Origin of the sequence: Marivibrio halodurans, from assembly GCF_017963645.1 — a bacterium.
GTDB classification, from domain to species: Bacteria; Pseudomonadota; Alphaproteobacteria; order UBA8366; family Aestuariispiraceae; genus Marivibrio; species Marivibrio halodurans.
Window position 1 is genome coordinate 130,468 of sequence record NZ_JAGMWN010000003.1, and the last position, 24,518, is coordinate 154,985.

The 24,518-nt window shown below is 66.4% G+C and carries 22 protein-coding genes and 2 tRNA genes; 7 read left to right on the plus strand and 17 right to left on the minus strand.

Features of this window, described 5'->3' with window-relative positions; genetic code table 11:
* Window positions 1-350: 350 nt before the first annotated feature.
* Window positions 351-1,562: a 5-aminolevulinate synthase gene (hemA, locus tag KAJ83_RS07375; RefSeq protein WP_210681412.1), complete on the minus strand. Its 1,212-nt coding sequence runs from the start codon at window positions 1,560-1,562 to the stop codon at window positions 351-353.
* Window positions 1,563-1,690: 128 nt separating this feature from the next.
* Window positions 1,691-3,130, minus strand: coding sequence for an aspartate aminotransferase family protein (locus KAJ83_RS07380; RefSeq protein ID WP_210681413.1), 1,440 nt, complete (start codon window positions 3,128-3,130; stop codon window positions 1,691-1,693).
* Window positions 3,131-3,350: 220 nt separating this feature from the next.
* On the opposite strand from KAJ83_RS07380, the gene KAJ83_RS07385 reads away from it, so the two are divergent.
* The gene (locus KAJ83_RS07385; protein WP_210681414.1) at window positions 3,351-4,277 is read left to right on the plus strand and encodes a ribokinase; all 927 of its coding nucleotides are present in this window, start codon (window positions 3,351-3,353) and stop codon (window positions 4,275-4,277) included.
* Between the two features lie 18 nt (window positions 4,278-4,295).
* Here KAJ83_RS07385 and KAJ83_RS07390 read toward each other — a convergent pair whose 3' ends face one another.
* Together KAJ83_RS07390 and KAJ83_RS07395 are read right to left on the minus strand one after the other, a co-directional pair.
* Window positions 4,296-5,642 (minus strand): S41 family peptidase, encoded by a 1,347-nt coding sequence (locus tag KAJ83_RS07390; RefSeq protein ID WP_210681415.1) that lies wholly within the window; start codon window positions 5,640-5,642, stop codon window positions 4,296-4,298.
* A gap of 152 nt (window positions 5,643-5,794) precedes the next feature.
* Window positions 5,795-5,869: transfer RNA gene (locus KAJ83_RS07395), tRNA-Val, on the minus strand.
* A 157-nt stretch (window positions 5,870-6,026) separates the two neighbouring features.
* Between KAJ83_RS07395 and KAJ83_RS07400 the strand changes: the two genes are divergently transcribed.
* The 3 genes from KAJ83_RS07400 (at window position 6,027) to KAJ83_RS07410 (ending at window position 10,234) form a co-directional block, all read left to right on the plus strand.
* Window positions 6,027-6,857 (plus strand): transglycosylase SLT domain-containing protein, encoded by an 831-nt coding sequence (locus KAJ83_RS07400; protein ID WP_246484311.1) that lies wholly within the window; start codon window positions 6,027-6,029, stop codon window positions 6,855-6,857.
* Window positions 6,858-7,279: 422 nt separating this feature from the next.
* The gene (locus KAJ83_RS07405) at window positions 7,280-9,055 is read left to right on the plus strand and encodes a sensor histidine kinase (protein WP_210681416.1); all 1,776 of its coding nucleotides are present in this window, start codon (window positions 7,280-7,282) and stop codon (window positions 9,053-9,055) included.
* Between the two features lie 6 nt (window positions 9,056-9,061).
* Window positions 9,062-10,234, plus strand: coding sequence for an aminotransferase class V-fold PLP-dependent enzyme (locus tag KAJ83_RS07410; RefSeq protein WP_210681417.1), 1,173 nt, complete (start codon window positions 9,062-9,064; stop codon window positions 10,232-10,234).
* A 36-nt stretch (window positions 10,235-10,270) separates the two neighbouring features.
* Here the strand turns inward: KAJ83_RS07410 and KAJ83_RS07415 are convergent, their stop codons facing one another.
* The 4 genes from KAJ83_RS07415 to dgcN form a co-directional block, all read right to left on the minus strand.
* Entirely contained in the window at window positions 10,271-11,161 is an 891-nt protein-coding gene (locus tag KAJ83_RS07415; RefSeq protein ID WP_210681418.1) for a transglutaminase family protein, read from the minus strand.
* Between the two features lie 13 nt (window positions 11,162-11,174).
* Window positions 11,175-12,023, minus strand: coding sequence for a transglutaminase-like domain-containing protein (locus tag KAJ83_RS07420; RefSeq protein ID WP_210681419.1), 849 nt, complete (start codon window positions 12,021-12,023; stop codon window positions 11,175-11,177).
* Between the two features lie 70 nt (window positions 12,024-12,093).
* Entirely contained in the window at window positions 12,094-13,092 is a 999-nt protein-coding gene (gene dgcA, locus KAJ83_RS07425) for an N-acetyl-D-Glu racemase DgcA (RefSeq protein ID WP_210681420.1), read from the minus strand.
* A 5-nt stretch (window positions 13,093-13,097) separates the two neighbouring features.
* A complete protein-coding gene (dgcN, locus tag KAJ83_RS07430) occupies window positions 13,098-14,093 on the minus strand; it encodes an N-acetyltransferase DgcN (RefSeq protein ID WP_210681421.1) in 996 nt (331 codons plus the stop codon).
* A gap of 163 nt (window positions 14,094-14,256) precedes the next feature.
* Here dgcN and KAJ83_RS07435 point away from each other — a divergent pair, with 163 nt between their 5' ends.
* Both KAJ83_RS07435 and KAJ83_RS07440 read left to right on the plus strand, forming a co-directional pair.
* Complete coding sequence (locus tag KAJ83_RS07435; protein ID WP_210681422.1) at window positions 14,257-15,675, plus strand: DUF1800 family protein; 1,419 nt, start codon at window positions 14,257-14,259, stop codon at window positions 15,673-15,675.
* Complete coding sequence (locus KAJ83_RS07440) at window positions 15,672-16,952, plus strand: DUF1501 domain-containing protein (protein ID WP_210681423.1); 1,281 nt, start codon at window positions 15,672-15,674, stop codon at window positions 16,950-16,952. Before KAJ83_RS07435 ends, KAJ83_RS07440 begins: the two co-directional genes overlap by 4 nt.
* A gap of 30 nt (window positions 16,953-16,982) precedes the next feature.
* On the opposite strand, the gene KAJ83_RS07445 is transcribed toward KAJ83_RS07440, so the two are convergent.
* Window positions 16,983-17,411: a CBS domain-containing protein gene (locus KAJ83_RS07445; protein WP_210681424.1), complete on the minus strand. Its 429-nt coding sequence runs from the start codon at window positions 17,409-17,411 to the stop codon at window positions 16,983-16,985.
* Window positions 17,412-17,663: 252 nt separating this feature from the next.
* Complete coding sequence (locus KAJ83_RS07450; protein ID WP_210681425.1) at window positions 17,664-18,317, minus strand: DUF924 family protein; 654 nt, start codon at window positions 18,315-18,317, stop codon at window positions 17,664-17,666.
* Between the two features lie 227 nt (window positions 18,318-18,544).
* Here KAJ83_RS07450 and KAJ83_RS07455 point away from each other — a divergent pair.
* A tRNA-Pro gene (locus KAJ83_RS07455) sits at window positions 18,545-18,621 on the plus strand.
* Between the two features lie 347 nt (window positions 18,622-18,968).
* On the opposite strand, the gene KAJ83_RS07460 is transcribed toward KAJ83_RS07455, so the two are convergent.
* From KAJ83_RS07460 to KAJ83_RS07490, 7 genes are all read right to left on the minus strand, one after another.
* Entirely contained in the window at window positions 18,969-19,640 is a 672-nt protein-coding gene (locus KAJ83_RS07460) for a GntR family transcriptional regulator (RefSeq protein WP_210681426.1), read from the minus strand.
* 105 nt (window positions 19,641-19,745) lie between these two features.
* On the minus strand, window positions 19,746-21,056 hold the full coding sequence (locus KAJ83_RS07465; protein ID WP_343221969.1) for a TRAP transporter large permease: 1,311 nt from the start codon (window positions 21,054-21,056) through the stop codon (window positions 19,746-19,748).
* Window position 21,057: 1 nt separating this feature from the next.
* The gene (locus KAJ83_RS07470; protein ID WP_210681428.1) at window positions 21,058-21,564 is read right to left on the minus strand and encodes a TRAP transporter small permease; all 507 of its coding nucleotides are present in this window, start codon (window positions 21,562-21,564) and stop codon (window positions 21,058-21,060) included.
* A 29-nt stretch (window positions 21,565-21,593) separates the two neighbouring features.
* Window positions 21,594-22,604, minus strand: coding sequence for a TRAP transporter substrate-binding protein DctP (gene dctP / locus KAJ83_RS07475; RefSeq protein WP_210681429.1), 1,011 nt, complete (start codon window positions 22,602-22,604; stop codon window positions 21,594-21,596).
* 114 nt (window positions 22,605-22,718) lie between these two features.
* Window positions 22,719-23,156 carry a carboxymuconolactone decarboxylase family protein gene (locus KAJ83_RS07480; RefSeq protein ID WP_210681430.1) on the minus strand — a complete coding sequence of 146 codons (438 nt, stop codon included), beginning with the start codon at window positions 23,154-23,156 and terminating at the stop codon, window positions 22,719-22,721.
* A 36-nt stretch (window positions 23,157-23,192) separates the two neighbouring features.
* Window positions 23,193-23,636, minus strand: a complete 444-nt coding sequence (locus KAJ83_RS07485) for an SRPBCC family protein (protein WP_210681431.1) — start codon at window positions 23,634-23,636, stop codon at window positions 23,193-23,195.
* Window positions 23,637-23,698: 62 nt separating this feature from the next.
* Window positions 23,699-24,451 carry an alpha/beta fold hydrolase gene (locus tag KAJ83_RS07490; RefSeq protein ID WP_210681432.1) on the minus strand — a complete coding sequence of 251 codons (753 nt, stop codon included), beginning with the start codon at window positions 24,449-24,451 and terminating at the stop codon, window positions 23,699-23,701.
* Between the last annotated feature and the right edge of the window lie 67 nt (window positions 24,452-24,518).

Genomic DNA, 24,518 nt, shown 5'->3' on the forward strand with positions numbered 1-24,518 from the left:
CGCGCCCAAGCCTCCGGTCGCCCCGGAGACGAACGAGCGCCTATATGTCGCCGACTACGACAAACAGGGCCCCATGTGCGGCATCGATGACGAGCCGCGCCATTCGTTTCCTCCTGGGCCCTTGCCGGCGACGAGTCCTTGTCGTGCCTTGAAGATTGCCTGCCCGATCCTGCTCATTGTGGCCTTATCGAGATTTTTATTGTCCGCGCGTCGTGGGCGCGCCTCTTCGGCCTTGGTTAGATGCAGCCTAACCCGTTGGAAGCTATAATGTGAAGGTTAAAATCCAATCGATCTTCACAATTCCGTCACAGATAGCAACAAATGCGACAGCGGCGGCATTCGGGCGCGCCCTACGCGGCTGCGGAGAGATCAAGCAGCCGCCAGACATCCAGCAACCCCTCGATCAGCCGGTCCATCTGTGCGTCCGTGTGATATGGGGTCGGTGTCAGCCGCAAACGCTCCGTCCCATGCGGCACGGTCGGATAGTTGATCGGCTGGACATAAATCGCGTGCCGCTCCATCAACAGGTCGGATGCGCGCCGACAGGCCACCGGATCGCCGACCAGGACAGGCACGACATGGCTTTCCGAGGGCATTACCGGCAATCCGGCGGCGCGCAATTTCGCCTTAAGCGTCGCCGCGCGTTCCTGATGGCGCGCGCGCAGGCCGGGCTCGTTCTTGATGATCCGCACGCTGGTGAGCGCGCCCGCCGCGATCGCCGGCGGCAACGCCGTCGTGAAGATGAAACCGTTGCCGAAGCTGCGGATGAAATCGACCGTCGCGGCCGATGCCGCCACATAGCCTCCGATCACCCCGAACCCCTTGGCGAGCGTGCCCTGGATCACGCCGACGCGGTCCATGACCCCGTCGCGCTCCGCGATACCGCCGCCCCGCGCGCCATACATGCCGACGGCATGCACCTCGTCCAGATAGCTGAAGGCGCCGTGCGATTCGCAGACCGTCAGCAGGGCGTCGAGCGGCGCCACGTCGCCATCCATGGAATAGACGCTCTCGAACATGACGAGCTTCGGGCGTTCCGGGTCGTCGGCGGCGAGCAAACGATCAAGATCGGCCGGATCGTTGTGCTTGAATATCCGCTTCTCCGCCCGGCTGTGGCGCAGCCCCTCGATCATGGAATTGTGGTTGAGGGCGTCGGAATAGACGATGCAGCCCGGCAGGCGCGAGGCCAGCGTGGCAAGCGCGGTCATATTCGCGACATAGCCGGAGGTGAAGATGAGTGCCGCCTCCTTGCCGTGCAGATCGGCCAGTTCGCGCTCCAACAACACATGGAGATGATTCGTACCGGAGATATTGCGCGTGCCGCCGGCGCCCGCGCCATGCTGGGCGATCGCCTCCTGCATGGCATAGAGCACCTCGGGATGCTGGCCCATGCCCATGTAATCGTTGGAGCACCAGACCGTCACATCCTCGACCGCGTCGCCCACATGGCGGCGCGCGCGGGGGAAGTCCCCGGCGCAACGCTCAAGCTCCGCGAAAACCCGATAATCGCCGACGCGCTTCAGCGCATCCAAGCGTTCGGTAAAGAACTTCTCGTAATCCATCCCCTCGCTTCCGCGCGTGGTGTCCCGGCTATCGCGATAGCCCGCAGACTATCCCGCTATTCCGGCCGCGTCATCCTCGGCCACGCCCATCTGGGGCATTTGGCCGCGCCGCGCCGCGGGCGCCTCCTTCAAGCGGCCGCGCGCTCAAGCCATCGGGCCGTGTCGTCGAGCGCCCGGGCGAAGCGATCCAGCATCTCCCCGATCTCCGCTTCCGTGATGATCAGCGGCGGGCAGAAGGCGATCCCGTCCCCCGGCACCGGCCGGATGATGAGGCCGTGCTCGTGCGCGCGCTCCGCGCAATGGACGCCGACGCCGCGCGCGGGATCGAACGGCGTGCCATTCGCCTTGTCGGCCACCATCTGCACCGCGCCGAGGAGACCGACGCCCCGCACCTCCCCGACCAGCGGATGGTCCAGGAACCGCCGACGCAGCCCCTCCTGAAGCGCGGGCGCGACGGCGCGTACATGCCCCAGGATATCGCGCTCCTCGTAGATCTTGAGCGTCTCCAGCGCCACCGCCGCCGCGACCGGATGCCCGGAATAGGTATAGCCATGCCCGAAGGTGCCGATCTTACCCGTGTTGCGCGCGACCATATCGGCGATCTCGCCCGATATCATCACGGCCGAGATCGGCATGTATGCCGCCGACAAGGCCTTCGCGACACTGACCATATCGGGCCGGATGTCGAAGGTCTCGCAGCCGAACATGGCGCCCGTGCGGCCGAAGCCACAGATCACCTCGTCCGCGACGAGCAGGACATCGTGCTTGCGCAAAACCTTCTGAATCTTCTCGAAATAAGTCGGTGGCGGAACCAGAACGCCGCCTGCCCCCATCACCGGTTCCACGAACATGGCGGCGACCGTTTCCGGCCCTTCGGATTCGATCAGGGCGTCGAGTTCCTCGGCACGCCGCGTGGCGAAATCCTCCGCGCTTTCTCCCGCCTCGGCCTCGGCATAGTGGTGCGGCGATCCGGTATGCAGGATATCCGCGATCGGCAGGTTGAAGTCGCGGTGGTTATAGGGAAGTCCCGTTAGGCTCGCCGTCGCCACCGTCACCCCGTGATAGCCCTTGAGGCGGGAAATGATCTTCCGTTTCTCCGGCCGGCCGCGGGCGTTGTTATAGTACCAGATCAGCTTGATGGCGGTATCGTTCGCCTCCGAGCCGGAATTGGCGAAGAACACCTTATCCATCGGCCCGCCGGGCGCGGACGGCGCCATGGCGATCAGCCGCTCGGCCAGGTCGATCGCCGGATCGTGGCTCTTATGCGAAAACAAGTGATAGAAGGGCAGTTCGCGCATCTGGCGCGTCGCCGCCTCGATCAGGCGTTCCTCCCCGAACCCCAGCGCCGCGCACCAGAGGCCCGACATGCCCTCGATATAGTCCTTGCCGGCATCGTCGGTCACCCGAATGCCACCGCCGCCCCGCATGATGGTGGGACCGCGCGTCCCATGCGCGACGGCATTCGTATAGGGATGAAGGATATGGGCGACGTCCTTCGCCGCCGGGGAATTGCCGCGCGTCGGGCCGTCCGCGACGGTGCCGTCGGTGGGGCTTTCTGGGTCGGCCATTGGTTTTCGGGCTCCTCTGCGCATCACCGTCACGCATCGCCGCGACGCAGCACCGGCGCCGGGTGACTTCGGGCGACGCTACACCCGCGCACGCGAACGCGGCAAGCGACGCCCGGCTCCGCCACGCCACCGACGGTTTCCGTCATTCTCCTGCCCGATTATCGGGGGAGCATGCTATAACCGCGCGCCAGAAAAAGACCGAACGGGGGAGGACCGAAGCGTGATCGTCGTCTTCGGATCGATCAATATCGATATCGAGATGCAGGTGGAGCGGCTGCCGCAATCCGGCGAAACGCTGCTGTGCCGCGATTATTTGCTCTCTCCCGGCGGCAAGGGGGCGAACCAAGCCTGCGCGGCGGCGCGCACGGGCGCGGATGTGCGCCTCTACGGCAAGGTCGGCGACGACAGCTTCGCCGACTCCGCCCTGGAATATCTCAAGGCGGCCGAGGTCGATCTGGCCGGAGTGGTCAGCGCCGCCGCCTCGCATACCGGCTGCGCGACGATTCTGGTCGAGCCGTCGGGCGAGAACTGCATCACCGTCGGCGCCGGCGCCAATCTGGAGGCCCGCGCCGCGCAGGTGCCCGATTCGGTCCTGACACCGGAGACCGTTCTACTGATCCAAATGGAAGTGACGGCCAGCGAGAATTGGCACCTGATCGAACGCGCCCGCAAGCGCGGGGCGCGCATCATCCTGAATGCCGCCCCGGCGGCGATGGTGCCGCAGGATGTGCTGAAGTCGATCGACGTCCTGGTCGCCAACGAGGTGGAGGGCGGCCATGTCGCGCGCGAGGTGGGAATAGAGGACGGCGCGCCGAGCCGTATTCCCCGGGCGCTCGCCCAGCGCTATGCCCTGACCTGCATCCTGACATTGGGCGGGGCGGGGTTGATCTGCTTCGGCCCGGACGGGGGCTGGGCCGTGCCGGGCCTGCCGATATCGCCGGTCGATACGGCCGGGGCCGGCGACGTCTTCGTCGGCGCGCTGGCGAGTGCCGTGTCGCGTGGCGAAACGATCCCCGATTCCATGCGCTTCGCCAGCACGGCCGCCGGGCTCAGTTGCCTGAAGCCCGGGACCCAGGCATCCATGCCGGAGCGCGAGGCGGTCGAGGACGCCCTGCCCCGCCTGCCCGACTCGCGCCGGCTGGCCTGAGCGCGACGCCGCCGAAGATCAACGCTGAACGGAGCCCGCGTTCCAATAGACCGAATGACCGCCCGCCATGTCGATGACGAGGGTCAGCGCGCGTTCCAGCTGCTCGTCCTCGTCATTTTCGAGCGTATCGGCGGCGGGCTCCGCATCCGGATCGCGCGCGACCTCCACGTCGGGCGGAATGCCGCCCTCCACCGTACGGCCGGAGGGTGTGAAATAAAGTGCCGTGGTCAGCTTGATCCCCCGCCGGCCGGGTAGCGGCAGGATGGTCTGGACGGACCCCTTGCCGAAACTCTTCTGGCCCACGATCACCGCGCGGTTGCGGTCCTTGAGCGCGCCGGCCACGATCTCCGAGGCGGAGGCGGAGCCCTCGTTCAGCAGCACCGCGATCGGCTTGCCCCCGCTGGGGTCGCCCGGATCGGCGGCGAATTGTTCCGACTGGCTGCGCGAGCGCACGGAGACCACCGGCCCACCGGACAGGAAGGCACCGGAAACGGCGATCGCCTCGTCCAGCAGCCCCCCCGGATTGTTGCGCAGATCGACGACATAGCCGCGCACGCCGCCGGGGCCGGCCTGCTCATCCAGATGTTCCAGCGCCTCGCGCACGGCCTCGCCCGTGCGGCTGACGAAGTGCGAGACACGCAGATAGCCGACATCGCCCTCCAGCCGCGCCTTTACCGGCTGAATGCGGATGATGTCGCGCGTGATGGTGACATCGAAGGGCTCCCGCTCGCCCCGCTTAAGGGTCAGGGTGACGCTGGTCCCCACATCGCCGCGCAGCAGGTCGACCGCCTCGCGCAGGCTCATCCGGGCGAGCGAGACACCGTCGGCCGCCGTGATCCGGTCGCCGGGCCGCACGCCGGCCGCGTCCGCGGGCGTCCCCTCGATCGGCGAGATAACCTCCAGCCCGAGCGGGTCCTTCTTGATCTCGATGCCGAGGCCCCCAAAGCGCCCGCGCGTCTCCTCCTGCAGGCGCTGGAAGTTCTCCCGGTCGAGATAGCCGGAATAATCGTCGAGCGAATGCAGCATCGCCTGCGTCGCCGCCTCGACGAAGGCCTCGGTCCCGGCCGCGCGCGGGTCCGTGATGCCCTCCCGCATGCCACCGGTCGCGGCCTCGATCAGATCGCGCTCCTCCGTCTGACGAACATAGGAAACGCGCACATATTCATAGGCTTGGGCGAACAGCGCGGTATCGGGCAACTCCCCGACCGTCGCGCCCGCGTCGCGGCGCATCGCGACGATGGTTTCCTCAAGCTTCTCGGCGGCGCTGCGCGCCTCCGGCCCGGGACCGCTGCCGACGCCGCACCCGACCAACGTGGCGGCGCACAGAAGCGCGCCCGCCAGAAGCCGGACCGATGCACGGGGCATGAGAGTGGAAATCGCCATCATATCAGCACTTAACGTAGCCAACCCTAGGCCGCGCGCAAGGAGGAAAGCGAGATTAACGCCGAAATCACCGGACGAATAGAGTCAAGAAGCCCCGAAACGACGAAACCCCCGGGTTTCCCCGGGGGTTTCGATGGTGGGCGCGGCTGGGATTGAACCAGCGACCCCTGCGATGTCAACACAGTGCTCTCCCGCTGAGCTACGCGCCCGGGCCCCGACGGCATTCCCCGTCGGCGGGAGCGGGACTTAGCACCGGCATGGGGGCATGGCAAGTCCTTGAAACATACTTCCTGCAAGATCGTCGCCCCCTCCCCTGGCATGCCCCTTGCTTCATATCCGAGTGGTGAGAGAGGAGGCCCTGTTCCGATGACCGTGCATACCGCCCAGGGCGATGCGATCGCCCCCGCGCCCGCCCCCATACGGCATTCGATCCGGACGGTCCTTCGCCTGACGCTCATTGCCGTTCTGATCGCCCTTGCGGCCCCTGCCGCGTGGGCCAGTAACGGCATGTCGGAGGAGACGAAGGGCGCGGCCGGCGGCGCGACCGACCCCGCGGGCGATACGCCGCCGATGCTGTGCGAACTGGCGATCGCGGCGGCGGAGCGGGCGCGCGACATGCCACGCTATCTGATGCAGGCGATCGCCTATACCGAATCCGGCTATATCAGCGAGGCGCACGGGCGCCGGGTCGCCTGGCCCTGGACCGTGATGGCGGAAGGAAAAGGCCGCTACTATCCCAGCAAGGACGCCGCCATCGCGGCGGTGGAAGGCCTGCGGGCACGTGGTGTCGGCAACATCGACGTCGGCTGCATGCAGGTCAATCTGCACTATCACGGGGACGCCTTCGCCAGCTTGGAGGAAGCGTTCGACCCGGTTCACAATGTGGCCTATGCGACGGCCTTCCTGCTCGATCTGAGGCGCAAGGCGAATTCCTGGACCCGCGCCATCAAGCAATATCATTCGCGCGACCGGGAGCGTCAGTTCACCTATCGCGCCCGCGTCTACGAGGAGTGGGAGGCCCTGCGCCACGGCCGGGTCGCCGTTCCCGCGTCCCCCACGATGCCGGGCGCGGACGGGAAGAAGAGCCAGCCCGGTGGAATCAGCCCCTCCTCCGTCAATTGGCCGCCACGCAGCTACAGCGAGCAAAAGCGCCTGGAAACCATCATGCGTGCGCGGGTTATGTCGGTCCAACGCTGATTCATCGGACTGATTCATGGGTCGGACCGCGCCGCTGGTCTCCTTCCTTTCCCCATGATTTTCCGCGCCACCCCAATCGTCCCCCCCTTATGCACGCGCCGCCTGTTGCGCCCAAGGGCGGTTTCGTCTTGAATCCCTGATGGGCCATGCACGGAGTTCCTGTCCGATCGCGGGCCCCGCCTAGGGGGAGACGACAACCGATGAGCCGTGCCAGGCGGGAGGGCGTCCCGGCCGATACCGCCGTCATGGGCGACCCCATCGGGATTGAGCCCATCGGGGGTGACGCCGCCGGGCAGAATCCGACAGCGATCCGACCTGGGCAGAGCGGGACGACGGGAGGCGAAAAGACGGGGAGCGAAAAGACGGGGAGCGAAAAGACGGGGAGCGAAAAGACGGGGGACAGGACGACGCACGCTGGGTCCATGGACCGTCGCCGGGCGACCCTGGCGGCGCTCGCCGCGCTGGGGGCGGCACTGGCGGGGCTGGGCGCAGTCCTTATGGTCACGCGGGTGGTCAGCGCCGACGGCACGGTCGGCGCCTTGCTGGCCGGAGCCGGCGCGCTATCGGCCGGGCTGTCCGCATTCGGACTCCTCGGCCACCGCCGCCGCGGTCCGGACGTGCCCACCGCCCCGTCCGAATCCGAAACCGACCGGCCGGAAAGCAACGCCCTGGAGACGGCCGAGAAACGCCTCGCCTCCGCCGTCGAGGCCATGATATCCGCGATCGAGCTCTATGACGGGCAGGATCGGCTGGTTCTACACAATGCGCGCTTCGTTCATCTCTACGCATCCGCCGCCAAGGAGATCGCGAAGGGCGCCGGCTATGCCGACGTCCTGCGCGCCGCCGTCGAAGCCGGCACGATCGAGCAGGCTATCCCCGATCCGGAAACCTGGCTCGCCCGGGACATCGCCCGCCACCGCGCCGGCGACAATGAGCGTTCGGAACGAAAGATAGGCGATGCATGGCTTCAGGTCCGCAGTCACCGGCTGCCGGACGGCGGGCGTCTGGTCATCCATAACGACGTGACCGTCTTGCACGACACCGCGGAACGGGCGGAAGCGCAATCGCAACTGCTGATGGCGACCTTTAACGCCATGGTCCAGGCGATCATCGTCCTGGACGCCGACCTACGGATGCGCGCCTGCAACAACCGCCTGATCGAACTTTTCGATTTGCCGCGGGAATTGACGGTCCCCGGCACGCCGGTGGAAGCGATCGCGCGCCACAACATTCAACGCGGATGGATGGATATCCCCGGCGACGATCTGGAGGATAAGGTCACCCGGCGCATGGCGCTCTATGAGGCGCGTCGCTATCACCGGGAGGAAGTGACCGCCGAGGACGGCCTGACGATCGAGATACAGGTTCAACCGGACGATGCCGGCGGGCTGGTGGTCATCTACACCGACATTTCCGAGCGCCGCGAGGCCGAACGGAGCCTATTGAAGGCGAAGGAGGAGGCGGAGGTCGCGAACCACGCGAAGTCACAGTTCCTGGCCAGCATGACGCATGAACTGCGCACCCCGCTCAACGCCATCATCGGCTTCGCGGAGGTGCTCCGCGAGGAACTCTACGGCCCGCTGGGCGCCAAGCAATATGGCGACTTCGCCAATGATATCCATCAGGGCGGTCAGCATCTGTTGTCGATGATCAACGACATCCTCGACCTCTCGAAGATCGAGGCCGGGCGGCGCGACCTTGCCTACGAGGATGTGGATCTCTCCGCGCTCGTCGAGGCAGTGGTCCGCATGGTGCGCCAACGCGCGTCGGAGGCCGGCGTCCGGCTGGAACGGATCCTGCCGGATAGCCTGCCGCCGCTGCATGCCGAGGACAAGGCGGTGCGCCAGATGTTGATCAATCTGCTCTCCAACGCGATCAAGTTCACGCCGAAGGGTGGGCATGTGCGGATCAGCGCCGGACACCGACCGGAAGACGGCGGCACCCATTGGCTGACGGTCGAGGATACGGGTATCGGCATGAAGCCGGAGGATATTCCCGTGGCGCTCGCCCCCTTCCGGCAGATCGATTCCGCGCATGCGCGGCGCTATCAGGGCACCGGCCTCGGCTTGCCGCTGGTCGAAAGCCTGATCGAGCTGCATGGCGGTTCGCTGACGATCGCAAGCACGCCCGGCGAGGGAACCAGTATCACCCTAACCTTCCCGGCCGATCGCGGTGCCGGACAGAAACGGGATGAATAACCCGCCATGACCCTCGATATCGCGCGGCTGCGCGCCGAAACGCCGGGGACGTTGGAGGTCGCCCATTTCAACAATGCCGGATCCTCGCTGATGACCGCGCCCGTTCTCCAGGCCGTCACCGACCATCTGACGCTGGAATCCCGCATCGGCGGCTATGAGGCGGCGGGTCTCGCCAAGGCGGCGATCGACCGCTTCTACGCCGCCGCCGCCCGCGCCGTCGCCGGTAAACCGCATGAGATCGCCTTCGTCGAGAACGCGACGCGCGCCTGGGACATGGCCTTTTACGCCTTCGACTGGAAGCCAGGGGACCGGGTGCTGACGGCACGCTCGGAGTATAACTCCAACATGATCGCCTATCGCCAGGTGGCGCGGCGTTTCGGTGTCGACATCCTGTTGATCGACAACGACGAAAGCGGCGCCATCGATACCCGCGCGCTGGAAAACGCGGTGGACGAGCGTACGCGGTTGATCGCGCTGACCCATATCCCGACCAATGACGGGTTGATCAATCCCGCCGCGGCGGTCGGGCGCATCGCCCGGGCGGCGGGGGTTCCCTATCTCCTCGATGCCTGTCAGTCGGTCGGCCATCTGCCGATCGATGTCGCGGAGATCGGCTGCACCATGCTGTCCACCACGGGCCGGAAATATATCCGGGGACCGCGCGGCACCGGGTTCCTGTGGGTGCGGGAGGATTGGGTGGAGCGGCTGGAGCCGCCCTTCCTCGATAACCGCGCGGCCAGTTGGACGGCGGTCGAGGACTATCGCATCCAACCCGACGCCCGGCGTTTCGAGAATTGGGAGTTCAATGTCGCCGGCAAGATCGGCCTCGCCGTCGCACTCGACCGGATGGCGGATATCGGCATGCCGGCGATCTGGGCGCGGATCCGCGCGCTCGCCACGCGGCTGCGCGACGGCCTCGCCGCCATCGACGGCGTCTCGCTGCACGATACGGGCCGGGAGAAAAGTGGCCTCGTCACCTTCACCAAGGCCGGGGAAAGCGCCGTCGAGACCCGCGCGCGCCTCGCGACCGCCGGCATCAACGTCTCCGCCTCCAAGAGCCAGCTCACCCGCCATGACCTGCTGGACGCCGGGATCGACGTGATGGTGCGCGCCTCCGTCCACGCCTACAACACGGAGGAGGAGGTCGACCGCCTGTTGGCGGTCGTGGCGGATGGCTGACGTACTCGCCGCGGCCCTGACCTAACCCGGAGGCCGTCACCCGCCCGTACGTACCCGCCGGACACTGACCGACACCTCCATCGGGCCGGCGGCGTCGGCCGGACCGAAATAGCTGCCCTCGATCGGCTTCACCTGTTCCGGCGTGCGGCCGGCGCCGATACGGATCAGGTTGCTGCCGCCATAGCGTCCGTTGGTCGGATCGAATTCCGTCCAGCCGCTGCCCGGCAGGTAGATCTGGCACCAGGCGTGGGTCGTACCCGCCCCGACCGTGCCGTTCGCGACCCCGCCGTCGAGCGCGGGATCGTAGAGATAGCCCGTGACGAAGCGCGCCGCCATGCCGAGGGAGCGCGCACCCTCCATCATCAACAGCGCGAAATCGCGGCACGACCCGCTGCCCAGCTCCAGCGTACGGTAGGCACTCTGCACGCCGTGCTCGTCCCGGCGATTATAGGCGAAGTCGCGCTTGATCGCGGCGTTCATGGCCTTCAGCCCCTCGGCCGTGTCCATGTGTCCGGCCTCGTCGAGGAAGCTGCGCGCCCAATTGGCGACGCGTTTCTGGGGATCGCCGGTATGGCGCATCATGTCGGCCAGGAGGTCCGGTTGCTCCTCCGGCGCGTAGACGAAGGGCGTCGTGCGCGCATAATCCTCGATCCGGAAATCCGGCTCGGACAGACCATAATGGTCGATCGTGATGTCGCTCTCGAAGCGTAGGAAATCGCTCTCCTGCTCGAAGGTGGCGATGGCGACGGAGTTGCCGAACGGGTCGTGCAGCCAGCGCAGTTTCGCCGTCGGCGTGATCTTCAGCCCCGAGGTGACGAGGCGAAGATCATGGCTGTCGCGCGGGCGGAACAGCAGCCGGTGCTCTCCGAACCGAACGGGCTGGCTGTAGCGGTAGGTGGTGACATGGGTAATCGAGAGACGTGACATCGTCCAACAAACCTCACGCGGCCCTCGCGCTGGAGACCGCGTGATCCTTCCATTGCTTGGGCTGCCGTTCGCTTTCCGCGTCGCCGGCGTCGGCATAGACATCCATATGGGTCATCCGCGCCGGGCCGAAAATGGAGGCGAAACTGACATCGGCCGCATCGCGGCCGGTCCCGATCCGCACCAATCCCCCGGTCGAGGCTTGGCGCGTCGGATCGAACAGATACCATTGATCGCCCAGCCTGGCTTCGAAAATCGCGTGGAAATCGCGCGGCCAGAGATCATAGGCATAACAACTGACGAACCGCGCGGGAATGTTGAGCGCCCGGCAAAAGGCGATCCCCAGATGCGCGAAATCCCGGCACACACCCGCCCGGCTGGTCGCGATGTCGAAGGCGCTGGTCAGCGGCGTCGTCGTGCCCACCAAATAGTCGACATTGCGATGGATCCAATCCGCCACCGCCAACGGCCGCGCGAAATCGAAGGGCAGGGACCCGAATTCCCGGTTGGCCAGCCGCATGAGTTGATCGGACTGACAATAACGGCTTGGCAGGACGAACGGAAAATCCACCAAGGGAAGTTCCGCCGGCGGAATCGTATGCACGTCCCCGGGCGTCCGGACCTCGGGGGTCACCGTCACGGTCGCGTGATAACGCACGGTGAGCGAGGGCGCCGTGACGTTGAGCCGATGATACCGCGTGCCAAGCGTCGGCTCGATATAGGTTTCCACCGGCATTTCCGGCAGAACCGTGAAATTCTCGTAATCGACGCTTTGATAGGGCGTGTCCGCGGGCGCCAGATTGAAGACGAACACGGAGGGCGAGGGAACGGCATATTCGAGCGTGCAGCCGACCGAGTATTTCATGGCCGCTCAAATCCCTTCGAGTCTCGGAAGGCCCGGCCAGTCCGGTACCTATCCTTGGCTTAGCCCCAGCCTATCCCCAGAGCGCGGGCTCCGGCGGATGGATCGTGCTGCCCTCGAAGCGTAACGCCGGATCGCGATCCTTCGACAGCAGCAACGGCCCGTCGAGGTCGACGACCCGCGCGCCCTGCCCCACCAGCACCGCCGGCGCCATGGCGAGCGAGGTGGCCAGCATGCAGCCGACCATGATCTCCAGCCCCGCCGCCTCGGCCGCGTGTTTCAGGGCCAGGGCCTCCGTCACGCCGCCGGTCTTGTCGAGCTTGATGTTGATCATGTCGTAACGACCGACCAGCGCGTCGAGCCCGTCGCGCGCATGCGCGCTCTCGTCCGCGCAAAGCGTCACGGGATGGTCGATATCGGCCAGCATCGCGTCCGCGCCGGCGGGCAGTGGCTGTTCGATCATCTCCACGCCGAGGGCCGCCAGTTCGCGCGAATAGGGCTCCACCATCTCCGGTGCCCATCCCTCGTTCGCATCGACGATCAGCCGGGTACGGGGCGCGGCCTCCCGCACGGCGGCGACGCGGTCGAGATCGCCCTCCCCCGTCAGCTTCAGCTTGAAGAGCGGCCGGTTCGCGTTCGCCCGGGCCTTCGCCGCCATATTCTCCGGCGTGTCGAGGCTGAGCGTATAGGCCGTCGTCACCGGTCCCGGCGCGGCCTCCAGGCCCAGGATTTGCCAGACCGGGACGCGCGTCCGCTTCGCCTCCAGATCGGCCAACGCGCAATCGACCGCGTTGCGCGCCGCCCCCGGCTTCAACCGCCCCTGCAAGGCCGCGCGGTCGAGACCGGATTCGAGGTCGCCGCGCAGCGCCTCGATCTCCGCCTCGACGCTCTCCAGGCTCTCGCCATAGCGGGCATAGGGCACGCATTCCCCGCGCCCGAACACCCCGCCGTCACGCCAGGTATCGTCGAGTAAGGTTACGACCAGCACCTCCGCATGCGTCTTGGTCCCGCGCGAGATGGTGAAGCCGCCTTCGATCGGCCAGGATTCCCGTGCGACGGTAAGCGCGACCATCCCACTCAAAGCGCGTCGACCAGTCGCCCGGCCCCCTGACGGAAGGCATCGACGGTCGGCAGGCCGGTCTCCCGCTCGATCTCCTCCAGCACCGAATCCTGCTTCGCCTTCTCCACCTTCGAGGTGTTGACGGAGACGCCGATCACGCGCGCGTCGGGATTGACCATGCGCGCCATCATCTCATTGACCCGGATGCATTCCTTGATATCCGGCACCGGAAAATCCGGCAGGCCGCGCAGATGGCTCCGCGTCGGCTCATGGCAGAGGACGAGCGCATCCGGCTGACTGCCATGCAACAAGCCCAGGCTGACACCCGCGAAGCTGGCATGGAACAGGCTGCCCTGCCCCTCCACCACGTCCCAATGGTCCGCGTCGTTCTCCGGGCAGAGCCATTCGGTGGCGCCCGAGATGAAGTCCGCGATCACCGCATCCACGGAAACGCCGCCGCCGGCGATGAAGATGCCGGTCTGGCCGGTGGCGCGGAAGGAGGACTTGACCCCGCGTTCCTGCATCGTCTTGTGGATCGCGAGCGAGGTGAACATCTTGCCGACCGAGCAATCGGTGCCGACCGTCAGAAGACGCTTGCCCCGGCGCTTGGAGCCCTTGGCGACGTCAAAATCCTGGGTCGGGTGGCGCACGTCGAAGAGCTGGCGGCCATGTTCCTTGGCCAACGCGGCCAGAGAGTCGATGTCGGCCAGCTTGTTGTGCAGGCCCGACGCGATATCGTAGCCCATGGCCAGCGCCTTCTCCAGCGTCTCCCGCCAGTTCGGCGGAATCTTGCCGCCCCGGTTCGCGACGCCGACGACCAACGTCTGGCAACCCGCCTCGCGCCCCTGTTCCAGATCCATGTCGGGCAGGCCCAGATCCGCCTTGCAGCCGTCGAGCCGCAATTGCCCCTTGCACCAGTCCGGGCGCCATTTCGACACGCCGTCGGCCACCTTCGCCGCCAGATCGTCCGGCGCGTCGCCCAGGAACATCAGGTACGGGTTGCGGATATCCATGATCGTCTGACCCTTCGTTACAAGGTAGGAATATGTTTCGGAGCGCGGACTATACAGAGCGCGGGCGCGCGCCACAATCAGCGGGCGGAGCCGCGAAGATCGTCGTCGTACCTCTTCTTGAGAGACCGTTTCGCCGCGCCAGAATCGCGCTATCGTCCGGACCATGGTGAATGCCTATCCCGAGAGCTTCGCGAAGGCCGACATCGCCGCGGCGATCGCGGCGACGCGTTTCGGCTATGGCCCGCGCCCCGGGGAGCTCGCCTTCATCGCGGAGGATCCGGGCGGGTGGCTGATCGCGCAACTGCGCGACGACCCGGAACCGGAAGCGATCCACGACCTGCCGCGCACGCCCGTGATCCTGCGCGAGATGCGCGCGGCCGAGGCGGCGGGCGGCGCCACGGTGACCCGTTACCGTCAGGAGGTGCAGGCGCGCGGGCGGGTGGAGGCGGCGCGTCACGTGCTCGCCGCCATCACCGGACCGAACCCGTTCCGCGAGCGGCTGGTCCGTTTCTGGGCGGAGTTCTTCGGTATCGGCCTGGACGATCCGGCGACGGCACCCTTCGCCTTCGCCTTCGAGCGCGAGGTCATCCGCCCCAACCTGACCCGGCGCTATTACGACATGATGCTGGCGGCGGTGCGCCATCCGGCATTGATCCTGAAATACCGCAACCACCTCTCCTTCGCCCGCCGCTCCGCGATCGGCCGCGACCGGCGGGAGAATCTGGAAACCGGCCTCGCCCGCGCGATCCTGGAGGATTTCACCATCGGCCCCGTCGGCGGCACGACGGGCCTCTGGCGCGAAACAGACGTCCGCGCGCTCGCCAACATGCTGACCGGCTGGGGCCTGCGCGACGTGCCCGACCGGCCGGAGACCGCGCCCGCCGTGCGGCGCGCGCCGCTGCTGCCCGCGCCCTTCGCCTTCGACCCACGGGCGCATGCGGACGGGCCGAAATTCATGCTGGACCGGGACTATCAGGCGGCTGGCGTGCTGGAGGGGGAGGCCGCGCTCGACACCCTCACCCGCATGCCGGCGGTGGGGCGGCGCCTGGCGCGGCTGCTGGTCCGCGCGGTCGTGACCGACGACCCGCCGGAGCCGCTGGTCGAGGCGGTCGCGGATGGCTATGCGGCGGGGGGCGGCAGTCTCGGCGGCCTCGCCGCGACGCTCGCGACCAGCAACGCCGCCTTCGAACCCGCGCTTCGCAAGGTCAAGCGACCGGACGATCTGGTGATTTCGGTCTATCGCGCGCTCGGCCTGCGGCCGACGGACGGCGGCGCCGCGATCCGGGATATCGCGATGCTGGGAATGGGACCCGCCGCCTACGGCGCGCCCCTGGCGGTGCCGGATACGGCCGATCACTGGCTGGCGCCGACGCGTTTCGCCGACCGGTTGGACTGGTGCGCGGGCACCGCGATCCGGGCGCTGCAATCCGATCCGCGCGGGCCGGAGGCGGCGCTCGATCTCGGTTTCGACGCGTTGGGGCCGAAACTCTCGCCGCACAGCTATCGCCGCCTCGCCGTGGCGCTCGATATCCGAGAGGCCGCCGCCCTGCTCTTCGCCAGCCCGGAGTTCCAGACACGATGACGACCGGTGCCCGCGATATCGACCGCCGCCGCGCCCTCCGCCTCCTCGGTGCCGCCGGGACGGCACCCTTCCTGGCGAGCCGCGTGGCCTTCGCTCAATCGGACGCGCAATCGGGCAATGCGGACGGCGGTTCGCGGCGGCCGCTGATCCTGGTGCTGCTGCATGGCGGTCTGGACGGGCTCGCCCTATTGCCAACGCGGGAGGGACCGGGCGCGCGCGCGCCCTATTCCGCCGCTCTTGGCGAGACTCCGATCGCCCTGGACGAACGGTTCTCGCTCTCCCCGGCGGCGGGCGCCCTGCTGCCCTATTGGCTCGATGGGCGGCTCGCCATCGTCCCCGCTGCCGCCGGCCCCTATCGCGGTCGCGATGGGCGGATGGATCACGGTGCCGCCCAACAGACACTGGCGACCGGCACGACCGATCTGCGAAGCCCCGCCTTCCGCAGCGGCTGGCTCAACCGCGCGCTCGCGGCCCGGGCGGACGCTCGGGCCGGAAGACGCCCAGCACTCTCCCTCGGCCACGTGGACGGGTCCGACAGCGATACCGGGGAGCATCCGCCCCATATCCTCGCCGGTCCGGCCCCTGTCGAGGTCGCGCCGCCCCCCCTGCTGGGCACGCCGGTCGCGGGGCTGACGGAGAAGGCCGCCGGCCTCTATATCGATGATACGCTTTTCGCCCCGGCCCTGGCCCGGGCGGTGAAGCGCCGGGACTTACCCGCCGAAACCCTCGGCGCCGACCATGCGGCCGCCGCGCAAGGGGGCGCACGGCCGGCCTTCGACTTCCCCGCCGCCGCCGCGCTTGCCGGCGCGCGGATCGCCGCGGCGGACGGTCCCGTCGCGGCGGCGATCGAGATATCGGGCTTCGACAGTCATTATGGCGGCGAAGGCGCGCTGCAACGCCGGATCGCCGCGCTGGCGGGTGGGCTCGACACATTGGCCGTTGCGCTGGGCCCCGCCTACGCGCGCAGCGTCATCCTGGTGACGAGCGAGTTCGGCCGCGCCGTCGCGCCCAATGCCGACGGCGGCACCGATCACGGGCTGGCCGGCCCGATGCTGCTGCTCGGCGGGGCGGTGATCGGCGGTATCAAGGGCGGGTGGCCCGGCCTCGCCCCCGACAAGCGCGCCGCCAATGGCGGCATCGCGCCCACGGTCGATCACCGCGCGGTCTTCAAGCGCGTCCTGGGCGATCACTGGGGGCTCGGCAAGGGGCAGCTCGACACGACGGTCCTGCCCGATGCGCGCGATATCACGCCGCTGGCGGGGTTGATCCGGGAATGAACGGCCCCTTCGCCGCCCCGGGCCACGCCCTCAACTCATGACATAGTCGCGCAGCGCTTCCGCCTCGTGCTGAAGGTTGGCGATCTTGTGCTTCACCACATCGCCGATCGACACGACGCCGACGAGTTCACCGTCCTCCACCACCGGCATGTGCCGGAAGCGGCCGTCGGTCATCTTGCGCATGACATTGTCGATCGATTCCGCGCGGTCGCAGACCGTCACCGCCTCCGTCATGAGGCGGCTGACCGGCTGCTTCAGCACATCGGCGCCATGGGCGGCGAGACCACGCACGATATCGCGTTCCGACAGGATGCCGGCGACCTTGCGCGCCGGGCTGACGACGATGACCGCGCCGACCTTGCGTTCCGCCAGGATCTTCGAGGCCGCGTCGATCGTCTGATCCGGCGTGACCGTCAGGACGTCGCCGTCCTTACCCGAAAGGATGGATGCTACACTCATGTCAGGCTCGCCTCCTTGGGGTCGTTTCCTCGTCCGTCGGGGTATTTCCCCTTTTCTCCCACGCGCCCCCGCGATCGGGGCGAGGCCGCGCGAACGGGGTCCTTGACCGCCCCGTCGGCCCGACAGTATAGGCGCGAAGCGAAAGACGCGAAACAGGCTGATGCACACGCACGGCGAGCAGGGTCGGCGGAAGGCGGCGCGGCATAGGCCGCCGAGGGGCACAGAACCCCAAGATCCCAGGATATCAAGAGCCTAGAAGGAGGAGTTCGGCTCCTCCAGGAAGGCCGCTTCCTCCGCCGTCGTCTCACGGCCCAGGGTGACGTTGCGGTGCGGAAACCGGCCGAAACGGGCGATGATCTCACGATGGCGCAGGGCTGATTGGTAGGCCTCCTCGATGCCCAGCCCCTCGAACAGGCTGACCGCCCGTTCCTGATCCAGCAATTCCTCCGAATGCATGAAGGGCATGTAGAGGAACTGGCGGCCATAGCGCCCCATCTCGGCGTCCGCGCCGATCCGGATCGCCTCGTCGGCGAGCGCACGGGCCTGGGGATCGGACTCATAGGCACGCGGATCGTCACGATAGAGATTGCGCGGAAACTGGTCGAGCACGATAACGGCGGCCAGCAGGCCGCCCGCGCTCGCCGCCCAATGCGGCAATCCGCCCATGGCGACCCGGGCGGCCAGCGTACCGAATCGCTCCGATATCGCGTGATCCACCTCCTCGTCCCGGGTGAACCACTGGCGCGGTGTCAGGTCGCCGAACCAGAACTCCAGCACGGCCTGGGCATCGTCATCCGGTCCCACGACACCCAGAACCTCCTGATCCGCCCCAACCGGCCGGTCGAGGTCATCATCCGTCGCATCCGCGCCCCCGGCTTCCGGCGCCGCACCCTTTTCCTGCGTCATCGTTCCTCGCTCTATTCCGTTGGGTCCGAGGCTGCTTTGCCATGCGCCGTGCCGGCCCCCGGTCGCACCACGTCCAATCGCCCAACCCAGCCCCACGCCACCCCAAACCTAGGGAATGCGGGCCGAGGAAACAATTCGAACCGAACGCTCTCGGGCGGGCTTGCGTGCCCACGGGCGAGACGTTATAAGCCCTTCCGCCGTCGGGCGAACCCGCCCGCCGGCCATGTCGGAGCGTAGCTCAGCCTGGTAGAGCACTGTCTTCGGGAGGCAGGGGTCGTTGGTTCAAATCCAGCCGCTCCGACCATCGAAAAGCCCCGGGAAACCGGGGCTTTTTGCTGTCTGGATGCGTTTTCTGCGCGCGCTTCCCGTGTCGGAACGAATCGGGATGCGCCGCATTTTGTGGCGTCTTGCCGTGGAAAATCGGTGCGGTGATCAGCGCCCCTCGGAAGGGAGCCGGCAGAGACCGTTTTCGCGCCAGCCAGGAAGCTCGGCGCCGTGGGCCTGCCCCGAAAGACGGACGCCGTCCCTCCGGTTTCGGCCTTGCGTATAGGGCGAGAAAGACACGCAGCGGAGCACGTCCCCACCACGCCCGAGCCCATCGCGCTCAAGCTATGGCCGTGTCATTTATAAGCCCGCGAATAAGCCCCCGTCTTAGCGAACCAGCCGCGACAATGCCGCCGCCGCGGCGCCTTGGACATGTTTTCGGCATGCGTCGTGGGTCGCCGCCTCGTCACGGGCCTCCACGCCGGCAAGGATATCCTTCAACTCCCGCAGACTTTGCTCGGAGCGCGTGCCACTGTCCAGCGAGAGACGGCGCAACAAACTGACCCTGGCATTCATGGTGGTCAGAATCGAGGCGATCATTTCGTTTCCGGCCCCCTTGAACAAGATCTTGTAGAATGCGTCCTTGGCTTCGAGTATCCGCGTCAGTTCGCGGCTCGCATAGGCGTCGGCGATCTTGTCGACGGAGCGACGCAAGGTGGCGACCTGCGCCGCCGTCGCCTTCTGAACGAACAGAACGCCCGCATAGGTTTCCAGCGCCTCGCGCACTTCGTAGATTTCACGGGCCTGTTCGGCGGAGATCATCGCGACGATCGCACCGCGATTGGCGACCATCTCCACCAGCCCCTCGCTTTCGAGCTGGCGCAGCGCCTCGCGCACCGATGTGCGACTGGCCCCCGTCAGATCGCAGAGTTCGCGCTCGACAAGGCGTTCGCCCGGAACGAACCGACCCGACACGATCGCCGAGCGAAAAGCCTCGACGACTTGATGGCGTATCGGCGCGGAAACCGTCGTCACGCGCATCGTTTGATGGTCACTCAAGCCACTTCCTCCAGATAGCCCCGCATTCAGGTGCTGCCACCCTCCCGCCTCCCTGCCGGATGCCCATCCGCCGCCGAAACGGTATCGGCCTCCGGTCGCCTCAATTTAGAGCATCGCCGGCAGGAACAACACCAATCCGGGCAGCGCCGCCAGTAGGATCAATGTCAGAACGAAAAGCCCGACGAAGGGCCAGGACGCGCGGTAGATCGCGTTGATCGAGATATCGCTTCCGGCGCCGCCCTTGAAGGCGAACATGGTGTAGCCGAATGGCGGCGTCATCCCACCGATCGTGACGTTGATCAGCATCAGGGTCCAGAACCAGATCGGATCGAAACCATAGGAGGTCAGGATCGGCTGATAGATCGGGATCAAGATGAGGAGCAACGCGATCTGATCGATGAACATGCACAAGAGAAAGGGGACCAACATCAGCACGAACAGCATCACCGGACCCGGCAGGTCCAGCGCGGCGACGAACTCCACCAGATTCGTCGTGGTGCCCGTGAAAGCGAGCAACTGGCTGAACATCGCCGAACTTGCCATGATCAGAAGGATCATGGAGGAAATCCCCGCCGCCGAAACGAGCGAGTTCCACACCATCCGCCAATTGAGCTTGCGATAGTAAGCCGCCGTGAGAAGTGTCCCGGCCACGCCGGTCGCGGCCGCCTCGGACGGCGTCGCGATCCCCAGCAGAATGAACCCCATGACCGAAAACATGATCACGCTGAAAGGCCCCAGCCGAAGCGCCGCGCGGAGCTTTTCCCGGAAGCTGACGACGGACGCGCCCCCCGTATCCGGCGGTGCGAGGTCAGGATTCAGATGGACCCGAAACAGGGCATAGGCCGCGAACACCGCGGCCAGCAGCAGCCCGGGCAACAAGCCCGCCAGCAGCAGTTTCGCGATCGAGACGTTCGCGAGCGTCCCGATGATGATCACCAGAAGACTGGGCGGGATGATCGGCGCGAGGCTCGCCCCGGCCAGGATCGTCCCACAGGAAAGGCGCCCGTCATATCCGCGCCCCACCATCGTTCGGTAAAGCGTGCGCGCCATCATCGCGCTGACCCCGAGGGCCGATCCCGACAGAGCGCCCAGAATCGTCGACAATGAAACCGACAGGAGATACTGGCGCCCTTTCAAACGCCCAACCAGCTTATCCACGGAGTCGAAGACGACGTCGATCGTCCCCGACCGGAAGAGCAATTCCCCCATCAGGATGAACAGCGCGATCGTCGCGAGGGAGGATGTCGTCGCGGTCTCGAACACACTGTTCGTGAACATGCCGAAACCGGATGGCCCCATGAGCAGCAACACGCCGCCCACATTGACGATGAGGAAGGCGACGAAGATTGGCACCCCGGTCAGGAAGAGGCCGAGAAGCAGCGCCAACGTGCCGCCGAGCGTTACCCACCATTCCACGTTACAGCACTCCCCGCTCGGACCGAAGGTCGAAATCCCCGGTGATCGCTTCACGGAGGAAATGAATCGCCGACAGGGCGAACCCATAGACGATGAAGGCGGTCAGCCACCATTGCGGCACCGAATGGATTCCGGCGATGAAGACGTTACGCGTATACTGGCGCACGCATTCGTCGAAACCGATCCAGGCGACGAAACCGCATACGACGAAACCGGCGAACGCGATCGCCCTACCCGCCCAGAACCGTCTTCCCGGGGCCAGCCCGTCGACCAGGATCGTGACGCCGACATGCGCCTTCGTCCGCGTGAGATGGGGCAGCATCGAGAAGATGCTGATGCAGAAACCGTAGGAGACGACCTCCTGCGCCCAACTCGTCGGAGACTGAAAGAGATATCGCGCCACGACCTCGAAGCAGAAGCTTGCCACGATGAGCATCAAGGCGACGGCGCTGAGCCCACGACTGACCCATGTAAGCCAGTCGTGGACCCACGCCGCGGAAGCCGCCACGGAGCGCACCTTATCCGCAGTCCGTATCGTCATTCTGCGACGAAGTCATGCTCGATGGCGAGGGCGCGAAGCTTCTTCGCGGTCTCGCCGCAACACTCCTCGCCCTGCGACCACATCGCGCTGGCCCAGGCTTCCGTCACCTTGCGCGCGTTCTCCTCGGAGAGGTCGGCCGTCGTCATCCCCAAGTCCTCGAGCTTCGCATATTCCGCCTGCTCGACCTGACGCCCGGACTCGATCGCTTCCTTCTCGATCGCCTTTCCTGCCTCGACCATGATTTCCTGCTGTTCCGCGGATAACCCATTGAACGAATCCAGGTTCATCAGGATCGGGAAGATCCCCACCCCGAATGTCGGCCGCACTCGATAACCCGCCACCTCGTGCCACTTGAAATTGACGACCCCCGTCGAAGGCCACGCGGCACCGTCGACGACGCCCTTCTCCAGGGCGGAATAAGTCTCGCCCACCGGCAGGACCACACCGGAACCGCCGAGAGCCTCGATGACGTTCTGATACGACTTCGTGCCGCGGATCTTGCGTCCTTCCCATCCGCCGTTCTCGTCGAGCGGCTCCTTCAGGACGACCTGATACCCGTCGACGCCGGCCGAGTTCAGCGCGATGACCTTCAGGTTGTTCTGTTCCTGATAATATTGGTCGACGAGATCGAAGATCCCGACCTCCCGCGCGCGTTCGGGATCCCAGTTCTCCAACGCGTCGAGCATCGTCGCCAGACCCTTGTCACCGAGATGATAGGAGCCGTGGGTGAACAGCAGATCGAATACGCCGGCCTTGACCGGCTCCAACTGCTTGAAGGGCGGTACCGTCTCCGGCCCCCGGAAGGTAAAGGTCAGATCGCCGCCCGACTTCTCCGTGACGAGTTCGGCATAGCGCTCGGCGACATAAACCCGCGCATCGAAGCTCTTGTCCCACGACGAAAGAAACTTCAACTCCTCGGCCGGCGCGCTCGCGACGCCGGCGGCGGACAGAGCGAACGCCAGGAGCCCCACGCGTCCGACCCTTGAGAGACACTTTTCCATCAACATGACCATTTCCTCCTGTTCCTTCATTCTCGATTGGGTTGCTGTCGCGAGATACCCATTGGCCCAGTCGATGGCCGGGCCCCATCGGGCGACAGTCCGATGGACATCGGAAGGGCGCTAGGAGGGCTCCTCCTTGCGGTCCACGAGTCCCGCATCCTCAAGCACCTGATTGGCCGACTTGAAGGCGTCCAGCCCAGCCGGCACCCCACAATAAACGGTGGCGTGAAGCAGGACTTCCTTGATTTCCTCGGGCGTCACGCCATTGTTCAGGGCGCCGCGCACGTGCAGTTTCAATTCCGACGACCGATTCAAGGCCGTCAACATGGCGAGGTTGAGCATGCTGCGCGTCTTCGCGTCGAGGCCGTCGCGCCCCCAAGTGTACCCCCAGCACCACGCCGTCAGCATGCGCTGGAAGGATTCGGTGAAGGCGTTCGTCGATCCGAGCGAGCGGTCCACGTACTCCGCGCCAAGCACCTGGCGTCTTATGGCGAGCCCCTTCTCGAACAGAGCATCACTGTCATGCGCGTCTTCCGAAGGCGCTTTCCGATCCGTCATTGCCTTGACTCCTACCTTGAGTCCCTTGCCTCGCCCTCAGCCGATCTGTTTGGCGAAGCAGGTGAAGAACTCGTCGGCGTAGCGCTTCGCCACGCCGTTGATCAACCGAGCGCCGAGTTGAGCGATCTTGCCGCCGACGCGGGATTCCACCGAATATACGAGCTGGGTTCCGTCCTCCGCTTCGTGCAGATCGACCCGCGCGGAGCCAGACGCATGGCCGGCAACACCGCCGTCACCGGATCCGGTAATGACATAACCGCTCGGCGGAACGATTTCGGACAACTCCACATGCCCTTTGAAGGATGCGCGGATCGGGCCGATCTTCAGCCGCGCGCGGGCCTCGAAGGAGGTTTCGTCCACCTTCTCCAACGCCTCGCAGCCCGGGATGCAGGCCTTTAGAACCTCCGGATCGTTGAGAGCCTCCCAGACGACCCGACGCTCCGCCGGAAGCACGATACTGCCCGACATTTCCAACGCCATTTCGGAACCGCTCCTTCCCTATTGTTTTGTTTTCCCCGGCCACCCGTCGAGCGACCGTCTCGTCAGCCTTTGTCGACAAAATCACCGATCACCCGCACGAAAGCGTCGTGACGCTCCAAATGCATGATGTGCGGCGCGCCAGGAATCTCGGCATATCGGGCACGCGGAATCGCATCGGCCAACGCGCGAACCATCGCGGGCGGCGTCGCTTTATCGAGCGCGCCGGCGACGCACAGCGTTTCGCATCCGACACCCATCAAGGCCTCTTGGGCATCATGGTTCGAGATCGCCCGCCACCCGGCCGCCCAACCGCTCACATCGTCGGAAAGAAGACGGCGTCGAACCCGCTCCGCGCCGCCGGATGCCAGGAATTCCGGCGTGAACCACCGTTCGAGCGTCGGCTCGACGACGCCCCCCATGCCGCCACGGCGCGCATCCTCGCCACGCGCCGCCAAGGCAGGGCGGATATCGTCGGGAAACCGGCCCGGACAACCGCACAGGACCAAACGGCTGACCAGATCGGGCCGCCGTATCGTCAGGTGCTGCGCGATCATGCCGCCAAAGGACAGGCCGACGACGATGACGGGCCCGAGATCGAGGCTTTCGATCAACCGCGCGGTGTCATCGGCATAATCTGCGAGCGACGGCTCCCCCACGACACCGGGAGACCCGCCGTGACCACGCTGGTCGACCGCGATCACGCGATGCCCGGGCGCAAGCGCCTCCTGCACGTCCCGCCAGGACTCATGATCCAGGCCGATCGCATGCAAGAGCACCAGCGGCACCCCGCCCCCGATCGAATGACAATTCAACATGTCCTTCACCATCCCCTCCCGCAGCCGGCCATCCGACGCACCGCTCCGCCCTTCTACGCCGAAGTGC